17 protein-coding genes are annotated in these 17,953 nt (G+C 73.5%); 7 read left to right on the forward strand and 10 right to left on the reverse strand.

The annotated features are described in order from the left end of the window. Positions 1–81: 81 nt before the first annotated feature. From C4U44_RS26460 to C4U44_RS26480, 4 genes are all read right to left on the reverse strand, one after another. Positions 82–825 (reverse strand): phosphotransferase family protein, encoded by a 744-nt coding sequence (locus C4U44_RS26460; protein WP_103888539.1) that lies wholly within the window; start codon positions 823–825, stop codon positions 82–84. Between the two features lie 118 nt (positions 826–943). Beyond that, on the reverse strand, positions 944–1,684 hold the full coding sequence (locus C4U44_RS26465; RefSeq protein WP_146088344.1) for a hypothetical protein: 741 nt from the start codon (positions 1,682–1,684) through the stop codon (positions 944–946). A gap of 750 nt (positions 1,685–2,434) precedes the next feature. Further along, positions 2,435–2,716, reverse strand: coding sequence for a hypothetical protein (locus C4U44_RS26475; protein WP_235032379.1), 282 nt, complete (start codon positions 2,714–2,716; stop codon positions 2,435–2,437). Between the two features lie 313 nt (positions 2,717–3,029). Further along, positions 3,030–3,920 carry a hypothetical protein gene (locus C4U44_RS26480; RefSeq protein WP_235032366.1) on the reverse strand — a complete coding sequence of 297 codons (891 nt, stop codon included), beginning with the start codon at positions 3,918–3,920 and terminating at the stop codon, positions 3,030–3,032. Positions 3,921–4,173: 253 nt separating this feature from the next. Between C4U44_RS26480 and C4U44_RS26485 the strand changes: the two genes are divergently transcribed. Next, positions 4,174–4,914, forward strand: a complete 741-nt coding sequence (locus tag C4U44_RS26485) for a Type 1 glutamine amidotransferase-like domain-containing protein (RefSeq protein ID WP_103888542.1) — start codon at positions 4,174–4,176, stop codon at positions 4,912–4,914. Between the two features lie 23 nt (positions 4,915–4,937). On the opposite strand, the gene C4U44_RS26490 is transcribed toward C4U44_RS26485, so the two are convergent. Both C4U44_RS26490 and C4U44_RS26495 read right to left on the reverse strand, forming a co-directional pair. After that, positions 4,938–5,315: a VOC family protein gene (locus C4U44_RS26490; RefSeq protein WP_103888543.1), complete on the reverse strand. Its 378-nt coding sequence runs from the start codon at positions 5,313–5,315 to the stop codon at positions 4,938–4,940. A 51-nt stretch (positions 5,316–5,366) separates the two neighbouring features. Then, positions 5,367–6,293, reverse strand: coding sequence for an NAD-dependent epimerase/dehydratase family protein (locus C4U44_RS26495; RefSeq protein WP_103888544.1), 927 nt, complete (start codon positions 6,291–6,293; stop codon positions 5,367–5,369). Between the two features lie 107 nt (positions 6,294–6,400). Between C4U44_RS26495 and C4U44_RS26500 the strand changes: the two genes are divergently transcribed. After that, entirely contained in the window at positions 6,401–7,357 is a 957-nt protein-coding gene (locus tag C4U44_RS26500; RefSeq protein ID WP_103888545.1) for a GlxA family transcriptional regulator, read from the forward strand. A 112-nt stretch (positions 7,358–7,469) separates the two neighbouring features. Here C4U44_RS26500 and C4U44_RS26505 read toward each other — a convergent pair whose 3' ends face one another. From C4U44_RS26505 to C4U44_RS43665, 4 genes are all read right to left on the reverse strand, one after another. After that, entirely contained in the window at positions 7,470–8,630 is a 1,161-nt protein-coding gene (locus C4U44_RS26505; protein WP_103888546.1) for an LLM class flavin-dependent oxidoreductase, read from the reverse strand. Positions 8,631–8,651: 21 nt separating this feature from the next. Then, the gene (locus C4U44_RS26510) at positions 8,652–9,881 is read right to left on the reverse strand and encodes an SfnB family sulfur acquisition oxidoreductase (RefSeq protein ID WP_103888694.1); all 1,230 of its coding nucleotides are present in this window, start codon (positions 9,879–9,881) and stop codon (positions 8,652–8,654) included. Between the two features lie 140 nt (positions 9,882–10,021). Beyond that, positions 10,022–10,600, reverse strand: coding sequence for an NADPH-dependent FMN reductase (gene ssuE, locus C4U44_RS26515; RefSeq protein WP_103888547.1), 579 nt, complete (start codon positions 10,598–10,600; stop codon positions 10,022–10,024). Positions 10,601–10,900: 300 nt separating this feature from the next. Then, on the reverse strand, positions 10,901–11,002 hold the full coding sequence (locus C4U44_RS43665; RefSeq protein ID WP_407642891.1) for a putative leader peptide: 102 nt from the start codon (positions 11,000–11,002) through the stop codon (positions 10,901–10,903). Positions 11,003–11,167: 165 nt separating this feature from the next. Here C4U44_RS43665 and C4U44_RS26520 point away from each other — a divergent pair, with 165 nt between their 5' ends. The 5 genes from C4U44_RS26520 (at position 11,168) to C4U44_RS26540 (ending at position 17,952) form a co-directional block, all read left to right on the forward strand. Further along, positions 11,168–12,130, forward strand: a complete 963-nt coding sequence (locus tag C4U44_RS26520) for a LysR family transcriptional regulator (RefSeq protein WP_103888548.1) — start codon at positions 11,168–11,170, stop codon at positions 12,128–12,130. 602 nt (positions 12,131–12,732) lie between these two features. Continuing rightward, complete coding sequence (locus C4U44_RS26525) at positions 12,733–14,421, forward strand: ABC transporter substrate-binding protein (protein ID WP_146088345.1); 1,689 nt, start codon at positions 12,733–12,735, stop codon at positions 14,419–14,421. Beyond that, on the forward strand, positions 14,406–15,362 hold the full coding sequence (locus tag C4U44_RS26530) for an ABC transporter permease (protein ID WP_200823410.1): 957 nt from the start codon (positions 14,406–14,408) through the stop codon (positions 15,360–15,362). Before C4U44_RS26525 ends, C4U44_RS26530 begins: the two co-directional genes overlap by 16 nt. Then, positions 15,359–16,276 (forward strand): ABC transporter permease, encoded by a 918-nt coding sequence (locus tag C4U44_RS26535; RefSeq protein ID WP_235032367.1) that lies wholly within the window; start codon positions 15,359–15,361, stop codon positions 16,274–16,276. Before C4U44_RS26530 ends, C4U44_RS26535 begins: the two co-directional genes overlap by 4 nt. Beyond that, the gene (locus C4U44_RS26540; RefSeq protein ID WP_103888550.1) at positions 16,273–17,952 is read left to right on the forward strand and encodes a dipeptide ABC transporter ATP-binding protein; all 1,680 of its coding nucleotides are present in this window, start codon (positions 16,273–16,275) and stop codon (positions 17,950–17,952) included. The genes C4U44_RS26535 and C4U44_RS26540 overlap by 4 nt, the downstream gene beginning before the upstream one ends. Position 17,953: the final 1 nt, after the last annotated feature.

Consider the following 17,953-nt stretch of genomic DNA (forward strand, 5'->3'; position numbering starts at 1 on the left):
TGTCAGACGCTGCGCAAGGAGCGACCCGGCGTCCGGCCGGCGGTGCTCCCCCCGCTGTGACGGCGCGCGCCCCGCGCACCCTCACATCCGGGATCTCAGCACGTCGACCTCGCAGCCCGGCGCGAACGGGTCGAACCCGTGGTCGGCCAGCCAGCGGACGTTCAGCAGGCTGCGCAACGACCACCACGCGCGGATCATGTCGAGGTCGACGTCGGTGCCGTAGCCGGCGATGAGGTCGCCCACGCGTTCCTCGTGTCCGAGCGTCAGGGTGGCGAGGTCGAACAGGGCATCACCCGGGCCCGCTTCGGACCAGTCGATGATGCCGGTGACCTCGTCACCGTCGACGAAGATGTGGGTGATCTGCAGGTCCCCGTGCGTGAACCTCGGTGTCCACGGCCGGAGCGCGGCCTCGGCGACCTGGCGGTTGCGGGTGACCAGGTCGGCGGGGAGGACGCCGTCCGTCACGAGCCGCTCGCACTCGTGGTCGAGATCCGCCGCCAACTCGTCGAGGTCCTTTCCCCGGCGGGGCCAGGGCGGCAACGGCGCGTCGTGCAACGTGCGGACGGCGGCACCCGCCGCGGCCCACGCCGCCGGGGACGCGGTCGACGGCTCGCCGAGGCGGCCGAGTGCCGTCCCCGCGACCGCGGCGATCGCGAGCACAGGCGGCTTGCGCCACAGCACTTCCGGGGTCGGGACCGGTACGAGGGCCATCGCCGCGACCTCGACGTCGAGGCGTGCCTGATCGCTGTCCACCTTCAGGAACACGTCGCCCACGCGCAGGGTCGCGCGCTCGGAATGGGCGACGACGACTTCGACCTCATCCATGGGCGACCAGTATTCCGGGCATGACCGTCCGCGTCGCCGGGTTTGTCGCGTACGATCCCGCGGCCAGGTCCAACCCCCTACCCCTGCGCGGCGTTCCCGTGCATCCGACCGGTGGAGCTCAACCCCACCCGTCCAGATTCCGTTCGAACCTGGCGAGTTCCGTTCGGGCCTGTGCCCTCGCCTGCTCGATAGTCGGCCGTCGGAATCTGCCGCGGCGGATCTCGGCGGCCCGGTTCTCCAGCCATCTGCGCTTGCCCTCGCGCCCGCCGAGGGTGGAGCCGAGACTCAAACAGCAGGAGGCGCCAGGCAACCGGGGTCCGTCGTCCCACTGGAGCGAACGGCTGTCCCCGCTGCGCGACGCGGCGTTCAGGGCCTTGGCGAAGGCAGCGGCATAGGCGGGCTGATCCTCGCACCGGCCGGTGTGGGCCGGCTTGGGGGGACCGTACGTGGGCAGGGCCATCTGCCTCCGGTCGTGCTCGGGAACCTCCGCGCCCACGGCCCGGTCGATCGCCTGCGGACGGCCGTCCCCGACGGCGTTCCTGACCCACCATTCGGCGTCGGTGAGCCGGCGCAGGGCGTCCAGCACGCCCGGGGGGATCGCGTTGCCCCAGCGTTTGCCCACCAGCTCGGCCCTGATCCTGGTGGCCGCGCGGCGGGCCTGCTCGGTGCCTCCGGTCATCGCCGGGAGGGGGTTCCGTTCGGCGAGCGCGGCGTCGATACGGTCCCGGTTGTCGATCCACCACCGGGCCGAGGTCAGTCGGGCCAGCACCGCCCGGGTGGCATCGTCGGCGGCACCGGTCCCCCGGCCGCCCCATCGTGCGCGGACATAGCGTTCGCGGATGTCCGAGGCCCACGACACCTGCCGCGGGCTGCCGCCACTGATAGGGGGTAACGCGGTGGAACGCTGCCGCTCAGTCACAACTCGCCCCTTCCGCACGCCAGTTGGGCGGCACATTATTCCAGTCGCGCGCCGTCCGTGGTGGTGAAGCCGGCGAACCCCGGGTCGTCGTACGGAGGGGCCGAAGCTCTGACGAGACGTCCGGGGCCTGGCATGATGTGCATCATGACGCAGACCCGAAAGGCCGATGGCGCGTAAGCCGCCCGGCGCCATCCGTGCTCAGCGATGGCCGTCCCGCAGTGATGCTGTCCCTGTCCGCCAGGTTCCGGGCGTTTCTCGCCGAACCAAGGCATCCATCGATCGCCTCGAAGCCAGATATCTCTGGCGTGGTGCTGTCGCCGAGGCCCTGCACCAGTACGAGCGGTTCCTCCGCCGGCCCGGCCGGTATCTCTACCTGCCTGGTGACTACTGTCCCTGCTGCGATCCGACGGAGGCCCGGGACGTCCTCGCAGAAGCGCTCCGGCGAATTCCGCCTGTGGCCGGGGCGGGGCTCCGCAAGAAAGTCACCGCGCTGGATGCGGAGTTCCTTCGGCGCACTCTGCCCGATCCCGCGGCGGCGTCTGTCGGTTCATGGCATGCCGAAGCGTGGTGGCGGCAGAGAATCCGGGAGAGGTGACCCGTGCTCTGATGCCAGCAGAGTCCTCTGCCACGCGATTCGTCGCGTGAGAGCGGTGGAACTGCCTCAGGCCCCAGAACCCGCACAGCCGGCAGTCAGTCGCCGATGAACCACAGATACAGGTGGAGCCCGCGCTCGACGACCCGGCACAGCTCGCGGGCCTCCCCGACCCAGGCACCGTCCAACCCGGAAGGAAGCCGGTCGAGTTCCGACAGCAGGAGCGGCACCTGCCGTTGGTTGAAGACCGCGTCCCCATACGGCGTCAGGGCCCAGAGCATCGGGAACTCCCCCGGATCCAGATGCGCGAAGCCGGCCGTCCAATCCACACCGGCTTTGGCGCTGGCCACGACGTTCCTGCTGTCACCACACACCGCCATATTGATCACCCGCCGAGCCTATCGGCGCCCACCGCGGCCCACGAAGGGATTACCTACCGTGACGTTTCCCCAGTGGCTGGAGGCGTGGCTCGATGAGCGTCTGAGCCCCGATTTCATGGTGGCACTCGAACTGCGGGAAGAGTCGTGGTTCCGACCCTTGCGGGGTTGACCAACTAACAGCGGGAACTCGACGGACTCATCCGCACGCTCGCTCCGTCCGACGCCGCCCTCAGATGAGGGGCACGGGCGGGCAGGTCCTGGGCTGTCGCGGCCACCGCGCCGAGAGGCGGAGCTGCCGCACGGCCGACGCCGGTCAGCGGGTTTCGACGGTGACCGGGCGGACGTGGTCGGAGGGCGTGGGGTGCGGTGGGGCGCCGCCTTCGCCGAACCGAACCAGTGCGAGTGCGCCGAGGACGGCGAGGCCGTAGCCCGCCACCCCCAGCGGAGCGAGGCCGGGGCGGGTGCGGTCGCCGAGCGCCACCACGCCCACGATCGCGGGGCCGAACGTCTCGCCGAGCACCATGGCCGTGGTCGCGATGGTCACCGAGCCGTGTTGCAGGGCCGAAGTGAACAGCAGAAAGGCCGCGCCGCCGGCCAGCAGCACGGCGTACGTCGCCGGGTTGGACACGATCGCGCCGGGCGACAGATGGGGTATGAGCCGTACAGCCAGCGTCACCACGCCGAAGCCCAGGCCCGCGCCCAGCCCGAGAGCGGCTGACCGGGCACGGCGGCGGGGCAGCCGACCCGCGGCCAGCCCTGCGACCAGCGTGAGCCCGGCGGCGACGAGCGTGCCCCAGCGCAGGGCGGGCGTCCCGGACCCGTGCCCCCCGCTGCCGGAAGCCGCCGCGAGCAGCCCCAGACCGAGGCACACCACGGCCACCGCGGCCCACTCCACTCGCCCGAATGACGTCTGGAGCATCCGAGACGCCACGACGGCCGTCACGGCGAGGCTCGATGCCAGCGCCGCGCCGACCGCGTAGATCGGGATCGTACGCAGGGCGACCAGCTCCAGTCCGAATCCCGCCGTGTCAAGGCACAGGCCGAGCACGTACCAACCCTCGCCCATCACGCGTGCGACGTGGCGGGCGTCGACGCCCGCCGTCCCCACCCCGCCCGCCGTACTCCGCGCGGCGACCGCCTGGAACACCGACGCCGTCCCGAAGCACATCGCCGCGCCCAGCGCGCACACCAATCCAACGAGCACATCGCGACTCTACAGTCCCGGTCCCCCGCGCCCTGACCGCAACCAGTCTCCGCTCCACCTTCGCAGGGGAGGCCGAGCCACGCCTCCCGCGCCCGCGAGGCAGCAGCCGACGACCGCTGACCACCGGGCCCAGGCCGGTGATGTGTTCGGCGATGACCGCGCACACGATCAACCGCATCCGGTGGAAGAGCATGAGCGGAAGGACCAAGGACCGGGCGCACCCCGTCCGCGTGCCGTCGATACGATCAACGCCATGACCGCATCAGAACCCACCATCGTCGCCACCTCCGGCGGGCACCGTGTCGGAGGACGCACCCGGGTGGAGTTCGATGCCCTGGTGCATCACGCGGTCGACCTCTCCGGGGTGCACGGCCGGCGCCCACGCGTCATGTACGTCGGGACCGCGATCGGGGACGCCGAGCACTTCACGGCCCGTATGGGCGAGGCGGCCCGGGTCGCGGGATTCGAGCTGACACCACTGCACCTGTTCCCCATGCCCAACGTGGAGGACGTCGAGGGAGCGGTGCTGGATCAGGATGTCGTCTGGGTGATGGGCGGCTCGGTGGCCAATCTGCTGGCGGTGTGGCGCGTGCACGGCCTGGACCGGATCATGCGCCGCGCCTGGCAGGAAGGCGTCGTGCTGAGCGGCGTCAGCGCGGGATCCCTGTGCTGGTTCGAAGGCGGCACGACCGACTCGTTCGGGCCGGAGCTGCGCCCGTTGACGAACGGTCTCGCTCTCCTGCCCTACGGCAACGGCGTGCACTACGACGTGGACGAGGGGCGGCGGCCGCTGATCCACCGGCTCGTCGCGGACGGCACCCTGCCGACCGCGCACTGCACGGATGACGGAGTGGGCCTGGTCTACCGGGGAACGGACCTCGTGGAGGCGGTGGCCGAGGTTCCGGGCAAGGGCGCCTACCTGGTCAGGCGGGAGGGCGACCGGGCGGTGGAGGAACGCGTCGAGCCCCGCAGGCTGCCGTCGCCCACCCGCTGACGGCGGCCCGCGAGGAACCCACCTCAACCCTTCGCGCGCTCCGCAGCGCTGCGCTCCACGCAGAACTCGTTGCCCTCCGGGTCGCACAGCGTCGCCCACCCGGTGCCGTCGGGCCTGCGGTGATCCCCCTGGAGCGTGGCGCCGAGGGAGAGCAGACGCTCGACCTCCTCGTCCCGGGTGCGGTCCTCGGGCCGCAGATCCATGTGCACACGGTTCTTCACCGACTTGCGGTCCTCGACCCTGACGAACAGGAGGGTGGCCGCCGCCGTCGTGACGGTGGCCTCCGGGTCACCGGCGAAGTCGTCGTCGGCCAGCGTGCCGTCAAGGGCCCGGGCCCAGAAACCCGCGAGAACGAAGGGGTCGGCGGCGTCGACCGTGACATGGCGGATCGAAGAACTCATGCCCGAAGACGATCACGAATGCTCTCTTTCGTCCAGCGGCCATCAGCGCCGTCACCCGGCTCCGCCACGATGCGCCACGATCTCCGCGACCACGTCCGCCAGCGGCGTCGCGGCCACGCCGAGCAACCCGCGGGTCTCCGCGCTGTCCAGCACCGCCGGCCGCTCGACCATGTAGAGCATTTCCGCGACCTCCGCGACCACCGGGTCGGCCTGCGCGAGAGCCGCGAACCGCTCCTGCGTCATCGCGACCAGAGCGGGCCCGGTGCCCGCGGCCTCGGCGAGGATCCCGGTGAGCCGGCGCAGCGAGACGTCGGCGGTGCTGGGCACGTGCCAGGCGCGCCCCCAGGACGCCTCGCTCTCGCCGGCCGCGACCGCCGTGCGGGCGGTGTCGACGGTGTACGTCCAGGAGTGGGGTGCGTCCAGGTCGGCCGGGAAGAACGTCGCGTCCGCTCCGGCGAGCACCGCCGGCTGCACGGTGAGGGAGTAGTACGAGACCGCCCCGGGACCGAGGAAGTCGTGCGCGCGCACCTCGGTCGCACGCACCCGCCCGGCGTCGTTCGCCGCTTTGGCGTCCTGCCACATGCGGGCGCGTACCCGGCCCTTGGCGGTGGTGGCCGCCAGCGGCAGGTCCTCGGTCATCGGGCCGTCGACCGGGCCGTATCCGTAGGCGTTGCCGACCATCACGTAGTCCGCGCCGGTCCGGCTCGCGGCCGCCAGCAGCGAACCGGCCAGCGGCGGCCACAGTTCGGGCCAGCGGTCGTAGGGCGGCATCGCGCAGTTGTAGAGGGTCTGCGCGCCGCGGGCGATCCCGATGAGCGCCGCGGTGTCGGTGGCGTCGGCGCGCACCGTCTCCACACCCGGGTGGTCGGGTCCGGTCCCCCGGCGGCTGACCAGCCGGACCCGGTGACCGGCCTCGGCCAGCAGCAGTGCGGTGGGAACTCCGGTGGCCCCGGCTCCGACGACGACCTTCAGCGGCATGGCAACTCCTCGTACGGGGACGGCGGCCTGGTGGCCGGCCTCCATCGTCGGGCGCGCCCGCGCCGTACAGTAGTGGCCCGAATGCCAAGCAGCCCAAGGATCCGGACATGCACCGCATCGCCGTCGTCGCCGTGCCGCCGGTGACCGCCTTCGACCTCACCATCCCCGAACTGGTCTTCTCCGCCGTGGAGATCGGCGGCGCCCCGGCGTACGACGTGGTGGTGTGCACCGCCGAGCCGGGTGTCCTGGTCACCACCGGCAGCGTGCGCGTGGTCGTCGACCACGGGCTCGACGCCCTGCGCGGGGCCGACACGGTGATCGTCACCGGGTCCGGCCGGCGCGACGGCTTCGGCCCCGACCTGCTCGACGCGCTGCGCCGGGCGGCCGGCTCGGGGCGGCGGATCGCGTCGATCTGCACCGGCGCCTTCGCGCTGGCGTCGGCCGGGCTGCTCGACGGGCGGCCCGCCACGACCTACTGGCCCTACAGCGAGGAGTTCACCCGGCGCTTCCCGCGCGTGGACGTCCGTGCCGGCGTGCTCTACACGGACGACGGAGACGTGTTCACCTCGGCGGGCGTCGCGGCCGGCCTCGACCTGTGCCTGTACCTGGTCCGCCTCGACCACGGCGCGGCGGTCGCCAACCGCACCGCCCGGCTCGCCGTCGTGGCACCGGTCCGGCACGGCGGGCAGCGGCAGTTCATCGAGTCACCCGCACCGCCGGAGCAGGGCACCGCCCTCGCCGAGACCCGGGCATGGGCGCTGGAACGGCTCGGCGACGACCTGACCCTGAAGGACCTGGCCGCGCACGCCCACACCAGCGTGCGCCACCTGACCCGCCGGTTCCGGGCCGAGACCGGGCTGAGCCCCCTGCAGTGGCTGCTCCACCAGCGCGTCGACCGGGCCAGGGAGCTGCTGGAGTCCACCACGCTGCCGGTGGAACAGGTCGCCCGGCGCAGCGGGTTGGGCTCGTCGGAGTCGCTGCGGCAGCACTTCGCCAGGAGGGTCGGGGTGTCCCCGACCGCCTACCGCAACGGCTTCGCCCACGCGGTGCCGCCGCCGTCCTGAGCCGGGGGGGCGGGCCATGAGCGCGACGCACGCGGCCGGCCCCGGGCCCCCCGATCGCGCCGCCCCTCCCCCGTGCCGGTGCCGCTCGTCGCGACGGGCACCCCCGCCCCCGTCAGCGGGTGACCCCCGTCGCGAAGGGCACCCCGACCCCGCTCTGCTGCCGCGCGGCGGGCGCCGACGGGTGGACCCACAGGCCGTCCGCGGCGAGCAGCGGCAGGACCCCCTCGCCGAACCAGTACGCCTCCTCCACGTGCGGGTGGCCCGACATCACGAACTCCTCGATACCGAGAGCGCTGTACTCCGCGATCCGGTCGGCGACCTCCCGGTGGCTGCCCACCAGCGCCGTCCCCGCGCCGCCGCGCACCAGGCCGATCCCGGCCCACAGGTTCGGTGCCACCTCCAGGCCGTCGCGGCTGCCGCCGTGCAGGGCGAGCATCCGGCGCTGCCCCTCGGACTCGCTGCGCGCCAGGCCCGCCTGGACGGCCTGGACCGCGTCGTCGGAGAACCCGTCGAGCAGGCGCTGCGCCTCGGCCCACGCCGCGTCCGCGGTGTCGCGGGTGATGACGTGCAGCCGGATGCCGAACCGGACCGTGCGCCCCTGCTCGGCCGCCAGCCCGCGGATCCAGGCGATCTTCTCCGCGACCTGCGCCGGCGGCTCGCCCCAGGTGAGGTAGACGTCGCTGTGCCGGGCCGCGACCAGTCCGGCCGCCGGGGACGACCCGCCGAAGTAGATCGGCGGCACCGGGTCGGGGACGCGGGCGAGTTCGGCGTTCTCCACCCGCAGGTGCTCGCCCTCGAACGTCACGGACCCGCCGCGCCACAGCTGGGAGACGATGTCGAGGAACTCCCCGGTGCGCGCGTACCGTCCCTCCTTGTCGAGGAAGTCGCCGTAGGCGCGCTGCTCGTGGCTCTCGCCTCCGGTCACGACGTTGAGCAGCAGCCGTCCGGGCGCGTGGCGCTGGAAGGTCGCGGCCATCTGCGCGGCCAGGGTGGGCGCCACCGAACCCGGGCGGAAGGCGACCAGGAACTTCAGCCGCTCGGTCTCGCGGGAGAGCATCGCGGTGGTCAGCCACGCGTCCTCGCACCAGGCCCCGGTGGGGGTCAACGCCCCTACGAAGCCGAGCTGTTCGGCGGCGCGGCCGATCTGGGACAGGTAGCCGAGGTCGGCCGGGCGCTGCCCGCCGGCCGCTCCCGCCGGCAGGCCGTGGCCACCGCCGACGACGTGCCGGCTGTCACCGTAGGTGGGCAGGAACCAGTGGAAGGTGAGGCTCACGGGGGAAAGCTCCTCGCTGGGTCAGATGAGGCCGTGCCGGGGCGGGCGGGTGCCGTCGAGCACGTACCGGCCGATGTGCTGGACCTTCCAGCGGACCGGGTCGTGCAGGGTGTGGGTGCGCGCGTCGCGCCAGTAGCGGTGCAGGTTGAGGGAGTCGGACGCCGAGCGGGTGCCGGCCACCTCGAAGAGCGCGCCGGCGATGTCCACGGCGGCCTGCGCCGCGTGCACCTTCGCCGCGGACACCGCGATCGACGCCTCGGCGGCGGTGTCGTCGTCCAGGTCGGCGGCGGCCGCGTCGACGGCGTCGGCCGCCGCGACCAGCAGCGCGTTCGACGCCCTGAGTTGCAGGCCGAGTTCGCCGAAGCGCTGGATCAGCAGCGGGTCCTCGGCCGCGGTCTCGTACCCGCTCTCGAACCACGGCCGGCTCTTGGTGCGGACGAACAGGGCGGCCTCCTCCAGCGCACCCGCCGCGAGGCCGGCGTCGATCGCGGCGTGGAGCAACTGCGCGGTGGCGCCGTGCAGTTGCGGCCCGAGGAAGGTGAGGTGGTGCGGCACGACCCGGTCGGCGGCGACCTCCACCCGGTCGAGCCGGACGGTGCCGCTGGCGGTGGTGCGCTGGCCCATGCCGTTCCAGTCGTCGACCACGGTGACGCCGGGGGCGTCGCGCTCGACGTACGCGACGTGCAGGGCGTCGTTCTCGGCGCGGGCCAGCACCGGGATCCAGTGGGCGAACAGGGCGCCCGTGGAGTAGTGCTTCTCGCCGTCGAGCAGGTGACCGCCGTCCTCGCGCGGGGTGAGCCGCGTCCTGATGTCCTGGACGTGCTTGGTGCCGGCCTCGGACTGCGCGTTGCCGAAGCGGCGCCCGGCCAGCACCTCGGCGAAGAAGAACCGCTGCTGCGCGGGGGTGCCCTGGCGGCGCAGCACGTTGACGTACACGAAGTGGTTCTGCGGGATCTGCGCGAGGCTGGCGTCGGCGGCGGCCAGCAGCCGGAAGACCTCCGCGAGGGTCCGCATGCGGACCTCGGCGCCGCCGTGCGTGCGGGGCACCGTGATGCCGAGCAGTCCGGCGGCCGAGAGCCGGTCGAGTTCGGCGCGCGGCAGCAGCCGCTCGGCGTCCCGGCGCGCGGCGTCCGTGCGGAAGTCCCGGGCCAGTTCGGCGGCGACGGCCAGCGCTTCCCCGTCGCCGGCGATGACGTGGGCGGGCGGCGCGGTGCCGTCGGGCGGCGCCGGATCCTCGGGCGAGGCCGTCATGCGGTCGGGGCGGGTGCCGGGTGCGCTCACGGTGCTCCTTCGTGTCCTTCGTACGGTGGGTGCGGCTTCCGTCAGGGCTGCGGTTCGGCTCCGGTCCGGCTCCGGCTCATCGCCTCGGCCCGCCCCGGCGGAAGTTCCCCTCAGGCCGCGGTGGGAACGGGGTTGCCCGCGGCGGAGGCGGTGTCCGGCGCCCGGTCCAGGGCGCGGACGAACGCGTGCAGCGCCCGGCCGACGCCCGCCGCGGCCTCGGTGTCCAGGGCGACCCCACCGTCGTCGAGCAGGGTGATGTGCCGGTCGAGGACGAACCAGCCCTGTACGACGTGGCCGGCGCCCATCGCGGACAGCACCGGCCGGAGCGCGTAGTCGATGGCGAGCACGTGGGCGGTGGTACCGCCGGTCGCCAGGGGCAGGACCGTCTTCCCGGCGAGGGCGCGCTGCGGCAGCAGGTCCAGCAGGGACTTCAGCAGCCCGGAGTAGGCCGCCTTGTAGACCGGGGTACCGATCACGACGGCGTCCGCCTCGGCGAACAGTTCCGTCGCCCGCGCGATGTGCGGGTGGGACACGTCGGCGCCGAGCAGCGCCCCGGGGTCGAGAGTGCGGACGTCCAGCGGGACGACCCGGTGGTGCTGCGCGGCGAGTTCCCGGTCGAGGTGCCGCAGCAGCCTGGATGTTCGTGAGGTGGCGGACGGGCTTCCGGACACGGAGAGGATGGTGGCCATCGCGAGTGCTCCTGTGGGCCGTGGGATGCCGGCGCGGTCGGCGGCGGCAGCCGGCGCCGTCCCGGACGGCGGACCGCCGGGAGGCGGGAAGGAAGTGCGGAGGAGGTACCGGGCGAGGTACCAGGAGGCGGGGGAAAGCCCGCGCGGCCGCGGCGCGACATCGGGCCGCGGGCCACGTGCGGGCGGAGCCTCAGGGACGGAACGGGTTGCGGTGCCACGGAGGGCGGGGCGCCGGGCGCGGTGCGGCCCGATCGGCTCGGGCGCCACCTGCGTACCCTCGCGCTGCCCGCCGGCCGCGGATCAGATCCGGGGCTGCCGGCACCGGCCTCGACGACACAGCGCGCTGGAGACGCGGGCGAGGTCCACATGACGACGGCAGGTCAGCTCCCACAGATCCCGCACCGGTCGTCACCGCCTCTCGTACGTCGTCTCCCCCAGGTGGGGCGCGATTCGATCGAGGTCAGCGTAACCACGGGAGGCGCCCGCCGTATATTAGGGATCCGCGAAGTGGTGACAGGGTTTCCCTTGCACCGGGGTCGGGAAGGGGTGCCCGCCGGGAGGGGCGTCATGAGGATCGAGCAGCTGGAGTACATCGAAGCGGTCACCCGGCTCGGGTCGCTGCGCAAGGCGGCGGAGGCGCTGCACCTGTCGCAGCCCGCGCTGAGCGAGACCGTCCGCAACCTCGAGCGCGAGCTGGGCGTGAACATCCTCGACCGCCGGCGCTCCGGGGCGAAGATCAGCGCCGAGGGCCGCGAGTTGCTGCCGCACATCGCGGGGGTGCTGGAGGCGGTGGAGGGCCTGCGGCGGGCGGCGGACGAGCAGCACCACACCAGCCGGATGATCCGGCTGGGCACCGTGCACGCGGCCACGGTCCCGCTGCTGGTGCCGGCCGTACGGGCGTTCCGCGCGGCGCACCCCGAGACGCAGTTGGAGGTCGTCGGCGTCCAGCCGGCCGCGCTCCAGCGGTCGTTGCTGGAGGGCGACCTGGACCTGGGGCTGGTGAACTACCTGCGCGGGGACGACATCCCGCCCGGGTTCCACAGCACCGAACTGCTGCGCGGGCACGCGGTGGTCTGCCTGCGCTCGGACAGCCCGCTGGCGGCGCGCGACCGGGTGACGGTGGAGGACCTGCTGGCTCAGCCGCTGATCGTGATGCGGTCGGGGTACCTCATGCACCGCTACGTGCACCGGCTGCTGCACGGACGCAGCCCGCTGTTCTCCTACTCCACCGACGGCGCGGAGATGGGGAAGCTGATGGTCGCGGAGGGGCTCGGCCCGACCATCCTGCCCGACTACAGCGTGCGCGGGGACCCGCTGGAGCGGTCCGGGGTGATCACCTTCCGGCCGCTGGTGACCGACGACGACGAGGTGCTGCTGGTGATCCAGCGGCCGCTGGCGGGTTCGGTGCCCCCGGCCACCCGGGCGCTGCACCAGGTCTTCGTGGAGGTCGCCGCCACCTACCGCTCCGCCGGGCCGGCGTCCCTCGCCCTTCCCGCCACGGAAGAAGCGGGCGGAGCGGCGACGGGCTGACCCGAGCGCGCCGGGTCCCCGCGACCGGCTGACCCCGAGCACGCCCGATCCCCGCGACCGGCTGATCCCGAGACGGCGCCCCGGGGCCCGCGCGGCCCGCAATCGGGCACGGCACCTCCTCCCCCGCCCGATTGTTGCCGCGGCATTGCGAGTTCGTGGCGGCTGCCCGTCGACCCTTCTGGTCCGGGCAGCGCCGCGCCTAGAGTCACTGCCCGGACGCCTGTGCCACGATTCCGGGTCCACCGGACAGCTCCAGCCGGCCGTCCCGCCACTTCCCGCGCCCCGCGACGCCCGGATCCCGAGCCGGACGGCCGGTGCGGCCCGTCCACGCCGAGCCCGCGCCCTCCCGGTGCGCCGGGTCCCGCCGACGGGGCGGCAGTTCCGCCTTCCTCCCGCGCGCAGCGCTGCGCGCACCGCCGCCGGGGTACGCCGTCCCGCGCACCGCGCCGGTGGTTCCGATCCGCCCGGCCGGGCCGTCCCCACCACCCGGCCGCCCACCCGGCTGTGCGCTCCCTTCCTGCTCCCGCCTGCTCCCTCCTGACCCTTTCGCGTCCGAGGAGACCCCTGTGTCCACCCTGCCCGTCTACCGTCCCAGAACCCCTGTGAGAACACTCCTGCGCCGGGCCGCCGTCGCGTGCGGCGCGGTCGCGCTGATCGCCGGCTGCAGCACGTCGGCGCCCGGCGGCCGCTCCGCGACGGCCGGCGGCTCCGGCAGCACCCGCAGCACCGCGACCCCGGGCCAGGTGCTCAACGCCGGGGGCACCCCGGTCAAGGGCGGCACGCTGAAGCTGTCCATGTCGGCCGACCCGCTCTGCCTGGACCCGCACGCCATCTCCGCGGACACCGAACAGATCCTCGGCCACCTGCAGTTCGACAACCTCACCTACCTCGGCAAGGACGGCGTCCCGACCCCCTGGCTCGCCAGCGCCTGGAAGATCTCGCCCGACGGCAGGACGTACCGCTTCACGCTCCGGCAGGGGGTGACCTTCGCCGACGGCACGCCGTTCGACGCGCACGCCGTCGTGGTCAACTTCGCGCACATGCTGGACCCGGCGACTCGGTCGCCGCTGGCCGGACCGTACATCGCGCCCTACAAGGACAGCACCGTCATCGACGACCACACCGTCGAGGTGCACCTCAAGACGGCGTACAGCCCGTTCCTCTACGTGCTGGCGCAGGGCTGGCTCGGGATGGAGTCCCCCCGGGCCATCACCCAGGACACCCCCGCGCAGCTGTGCGCGCACCCGGTGGGCTCCGGCCCGTTCGAGCTGAAGTCGTACACCCCGAACGTCGGGGCGAAATACGTGCGGCGGCCCGGCTACGACTGGGGGCCGCCCGCGCTCGGGCAGAGCGGGCCCGCCGAGCTCGACGGCGTCGACGTCTCCTGGATCGGCCAGGACCCGGTGCGCTACAACTCGCTGGTCAGCGGCCAGTACCAGATGACCGGCTACGTGCCGCCGCAGAACGGCCCGGCCCTGGCGGCGAACTCCGAGTTCGTCTACGAGAACGTCAACCGCATCGGCTGGCCCTTCACCTTCGACTTCAACACCTCCAGGGCGCCGCTGAGCGACGTCGACGTGCGCAAGGCCCTCGTCGAGGGCGTGGACAGCAAGGCCCTGGTCACCACCTCGCAGTTCGGCCAGCGGCCCCCGGCGGGCAGCTACCTCGACTCGGTCACCGAGTTCTACGACCCGTCGGCCGCGCTGCCCGGCTACGACCCGAAGGCCGCGGCCGCCCTGCTGGACAAGGCGGGTTGGGGTACCCGGAACGCGTCGGGTGTCCGCACCAAGGACGGCAGGACCCTCTCGCTCACCCTCCCGGTGTCCAACGCCACCACGGTCAGCCCGGTCTATGAGCTGCTCCAGGCCCAGTTGAAGAAGCTCGGCGTGCAACTGCGGATCGAGCTGGAGCCGCAGACGCAGGTCACGACCCAGCGGTACGCGGGCGACTACGACCTGCTCTCCGGCGTGTGGCACACCAACACCCCCGACGTGCTGTACATCAAGTACGCCTCCAGCCAGATCCCGAACTCCCAGCACCTCGGGCAGAACCTGGCCCGGCTCTCCGACCCGGCACTGGACACGGTGCTGGAGCAGGCCCGGCAGACCACCGACACCACGAAGCTCGCCTCCCTGTACGCGCAGGCGCAGAAACGCCTGGTGACCGACGTACCGGGGCTGCCGGTCTACCAGAACACGGTGCTGTGGGCGTTCAGCAAGAAGCTCCACGACGTCGTCGTGGACACCTCGCACGGCACCCCGCTGCTGACCTACGCGTGGCTGTCGCGATGAGGGCGGCGCGGTTGGCCCGCCGGTTGGGCTGGCGGGCACTGGCCGGCGTGGGGGTGATGTGGGGCGCGGCCACCGCCTCCTTCTTCACCCTGCACGGCACGGCCGGCGACGCGGCCCTGTCCACGGTCTCGGGCCAGGGTGCCGACCCCACCAGGGCGGTGCTCGACCAGGTGCGGCGCGACTACGGCCTGGACCACCCGCTGTGGCGGCAGTACACCGACTACCTCGGCAGGCTGCTGCACGGCAACCTCGGCGAGTCCTACCAGCAGCGGGTGCCGGTGACCCATGCGATCGCCGGGCAGCTCGGCGGCACCGTGGAACTCGCCGCCGGGGCCGTCGTGGTGGCCCTGGTCCTGGCGGTCGGCGTCGGGGTGCTGACCGCCAAGCGGCGGCGCCGGTGGATCGGGGCGGCCAGCAGCGGCGGGGAGCTGGTGCTCGCCTCGATGCCGACCTTCGTGATCGGCCTGCTGCTCCTGCTGGTGTTCTCCATCGGCCTCGGCTGGTTCCCGGTGTCGGGGCAGGAGGGGCTGCGCTCCCTGGTGCTGCCGACGTTCACGCTGGCGCTGCCGGTGGCGGCGATCCTCGCGCAGGTGCTCCGCTCGGAGCTGGAGGACGTACTGGAGCAGCCGTTCGTGCTCACGGCGCGGGCGCGCGGCATGCGGGACGCGGGGGTGCGGTTCCGGCACGCGCTGCGGCATGCGCTGATCCCCCTGGTGACGATGTCGGGAGCGGTCGTCGGCTGGCTGCTGGGCGGGGCGGTGGTGACCGAGTCGCTGTTCAACCGGCAGGGCATCGGGCAGCTGATGCTGACCGCGACCACGAACAAGGACATCCCGCTGGTCGTCGGCGTGATCATCTTCACCTCCCTGGTGTACGTGGTGGTCAACCTCGTCGTGGACGTGGCCTACACCCTGGTGGACCCGCGGGTGGTGACGCTGTGACGATCGCACCGTCCGTGTCCGACGCGCTGCCCGAGCCCGCGTCCGCTCCTCCACCCGGCAGAGCGCGCGCCGCCTCCGCGGCCGCCTGGCTGCGGTCGCGCCGGCCGCGGGTCGGCACCGTCCTCGCGGTCGCCTTCCTGGTGCTGCTGGTGGTGGCCGCGCTCGCGCCGGGGCTGCTGACCTCGCAGGACCCGCTGGCTCCCGGCGGCGGGCCGGGGTTCCTCGCCCCCTTCCGCTCGCCGGCGCACATCCTCGGCACCGACCAGGACGGCCGCGACCTGTTCTCCCGCCTGGTGCACGGCACCCGGGCCTCGCTGGAGATGGGGCTGGGCGCGACGGCGATCGCGGTGACCGGCGGCACCGTGCTCGGCCTGCTGGCCGGGCTGGGCACGCGGTTCACCGAGTCCCTGGTGATGCGCCTGGTGGACGTGGTGCTGGCGATCCCCGAACTGCTGCTCGCCCTGGTGGTGGTGGCCCTGCTCGGCGCCGGCACCGTCGACGCCCTCGTCGCCGTCGGGGTGGCGACGATCCCGTACTACGCCCGGATGGTGCGCGCGCAGACCCATGTGGTGCGCCGGTCCGCGTACGTGGAGGCGGCCACCGCGCTGGGCCTGTCCCGTTCCGCGGTGATCCGGCGGCACGTCCTGCCCAACGCGGTACGGCCCCTGATGGTGCTCGCGGCCATCGGGACGGGCACGGCCATCGGCGTGGGCGCCAGCCTGAGTTTCATCGGCCTGGGCGCCAAACCGCCCGCGCCGGAGTGGGGTTCGATGCTGTCCACCGCCGTCCCCTTCATCTCCAACGACTGGGCGCTCGTCGCCCTGCCCGGTGCGCTGATCACCCTGACGGTGCTGTCGGTGACGGTGGCCGGGCGTGCGCTGAAACGGCACTCCGAAGGAAGGACGGGCCGATGAGCACCAGTTCCGCGCCGCAACCCGCGCCCCCGGCACCCCTGGTGGAGGTCGCCGGGCTGCGGGTGCGCTTCGGCGGCCGCCGGGCCGCACCGGTCGTCGACGGCGTGTCGTTCAGCCTCGCCAGGGGCGAATGCCTCGGGCTCGTCGGCGAGTCCGGCTCGGGCAAGAGCGTCACCGCCCGCACGCTGGCGGGCCTCACCGGCCAGGGCGCCGTCGTCGAGTACGAGCGGCTGGCCTTCGACGGGCAGGACTCCGGCCGCTTCTCCGAGTCCGCGTGGCGCTCGGTGCGCGGCGCGCGCATCGGGTTCGTGATGCAGGACGCGCTCTCGTCGCTGGACGCGCTGCGGCCGGTCGGCCGGGAGATCGCCGAACCGCTGCGGCTGCACGCTCCCCTGACGAGGGAGCAGCGCGAGGAGAAGGTGCTCGCGCTGCTGGAGTCCGTCGGCGTCCCCGAACCGGCCTTCCGTGCCGGCCAGTACCCGCACGAGCTGTCCGGCGGGCTGCGCCAGCGTGCCCTCATCGCCTCCGCGATCGCCTGCGATCCCGACCTCGTCATCGCCGACGAGCCGACCACGGCACTGGACGCCACCGTCGCCGCCCAGGTGGTCGAGCTGCTGCAGAAGGTCAAGACGGCCGACCGCGCGCTGCTGGTGATCAGCCACGACCTGGCGATGGTCTCCCGGATCGCCGACCGGGTGGCGGTGATGCGGGCCGGCCGCATCGTCGAGCAGGGGCCGACCGAGGAGGTGCTGCGCCGTCCCTCGCATCCCTACACCCGGGAGTTGCTGGCGGCCGTGCCCTCCGCGGCCTCGCGGGGCGCCCGGCTGAGCCCGGCGCCCGCGCCGGCCGCGCGCCCGCGGGCGAGCACCCGCAGCCGGCAGCGCCCCGCGCCCGGCACCGTCCTGCTGCGGGCAGCGGATCTGACCCGTTCCTTCACCGGCGCCGACGGGGTGGAGCGCCGGGCCGTGGACGGCGTGTCCTTCACGCTCGCGGCAGGCGAGACGCTCGGCATCGTCGGCGAGTCCGGCTCGGGGAAGACCACCACCGCGCGGATCGTGCTCGGCCTGGAGCGGACCGACGCGGGCACGGTGGCGCTGCGCGACCGGCCCTGGAGCGCGCTGTCCCGGGCCGAGCAGCGCGACGAGCGCAGGAACCTCCAGGTGATCCACCAGGACCCGCTGGCGTCCTTCGACCCGCGCCACACCGTGGAACGGGTGCTGGCGGAGGCGCTGCGGGTGGCGCGGGTGCCGCGCGGCCCGCGCCGCCGCGAGCGGCTGCTGGACCTGCTCGACCTGGTGGGGCTCGACGCGGGCATGCTGCGCCGCCGGCCCGCGGAGCTGTCGGGCGGGCAGCGCCAGCGCGTCGCGATCGCCCGGGCGCTCGCGCCGGAGCCTGAGGTGGTGGTCTGCGACGAGCCGGTGTCCGCGCTGGACGTGTCGGTCCAGGCCCGCATCCTGGACCTCCTGCGCGACCTGCAACGCGACCTGGGCCTGGCCTACCTGTTCATCTCGCACGACCTCGGGGTGGTGCACCACCTCAGCGACCGCGTGCTGGTGATGAAGGACGGCGCCGTCGTCGAGTCGGGCGACGTCGAGGACGTCTTCACCCGGCCGGCCCACCCCTACACCCGAACCCTGCTCAACGCCGTACCGCGGCTGACGACCACCGGAGACTGAT

This window comes from Actinacidiphila yanglinensis, from assembly GCF_900107965.1.
GTDB lineage: Bacteria > Actinomycetota > Actinomycetes > Streptomycetales > Streptomycetaceae > Actinacidiphila > Actinacidiphila yanglinensis.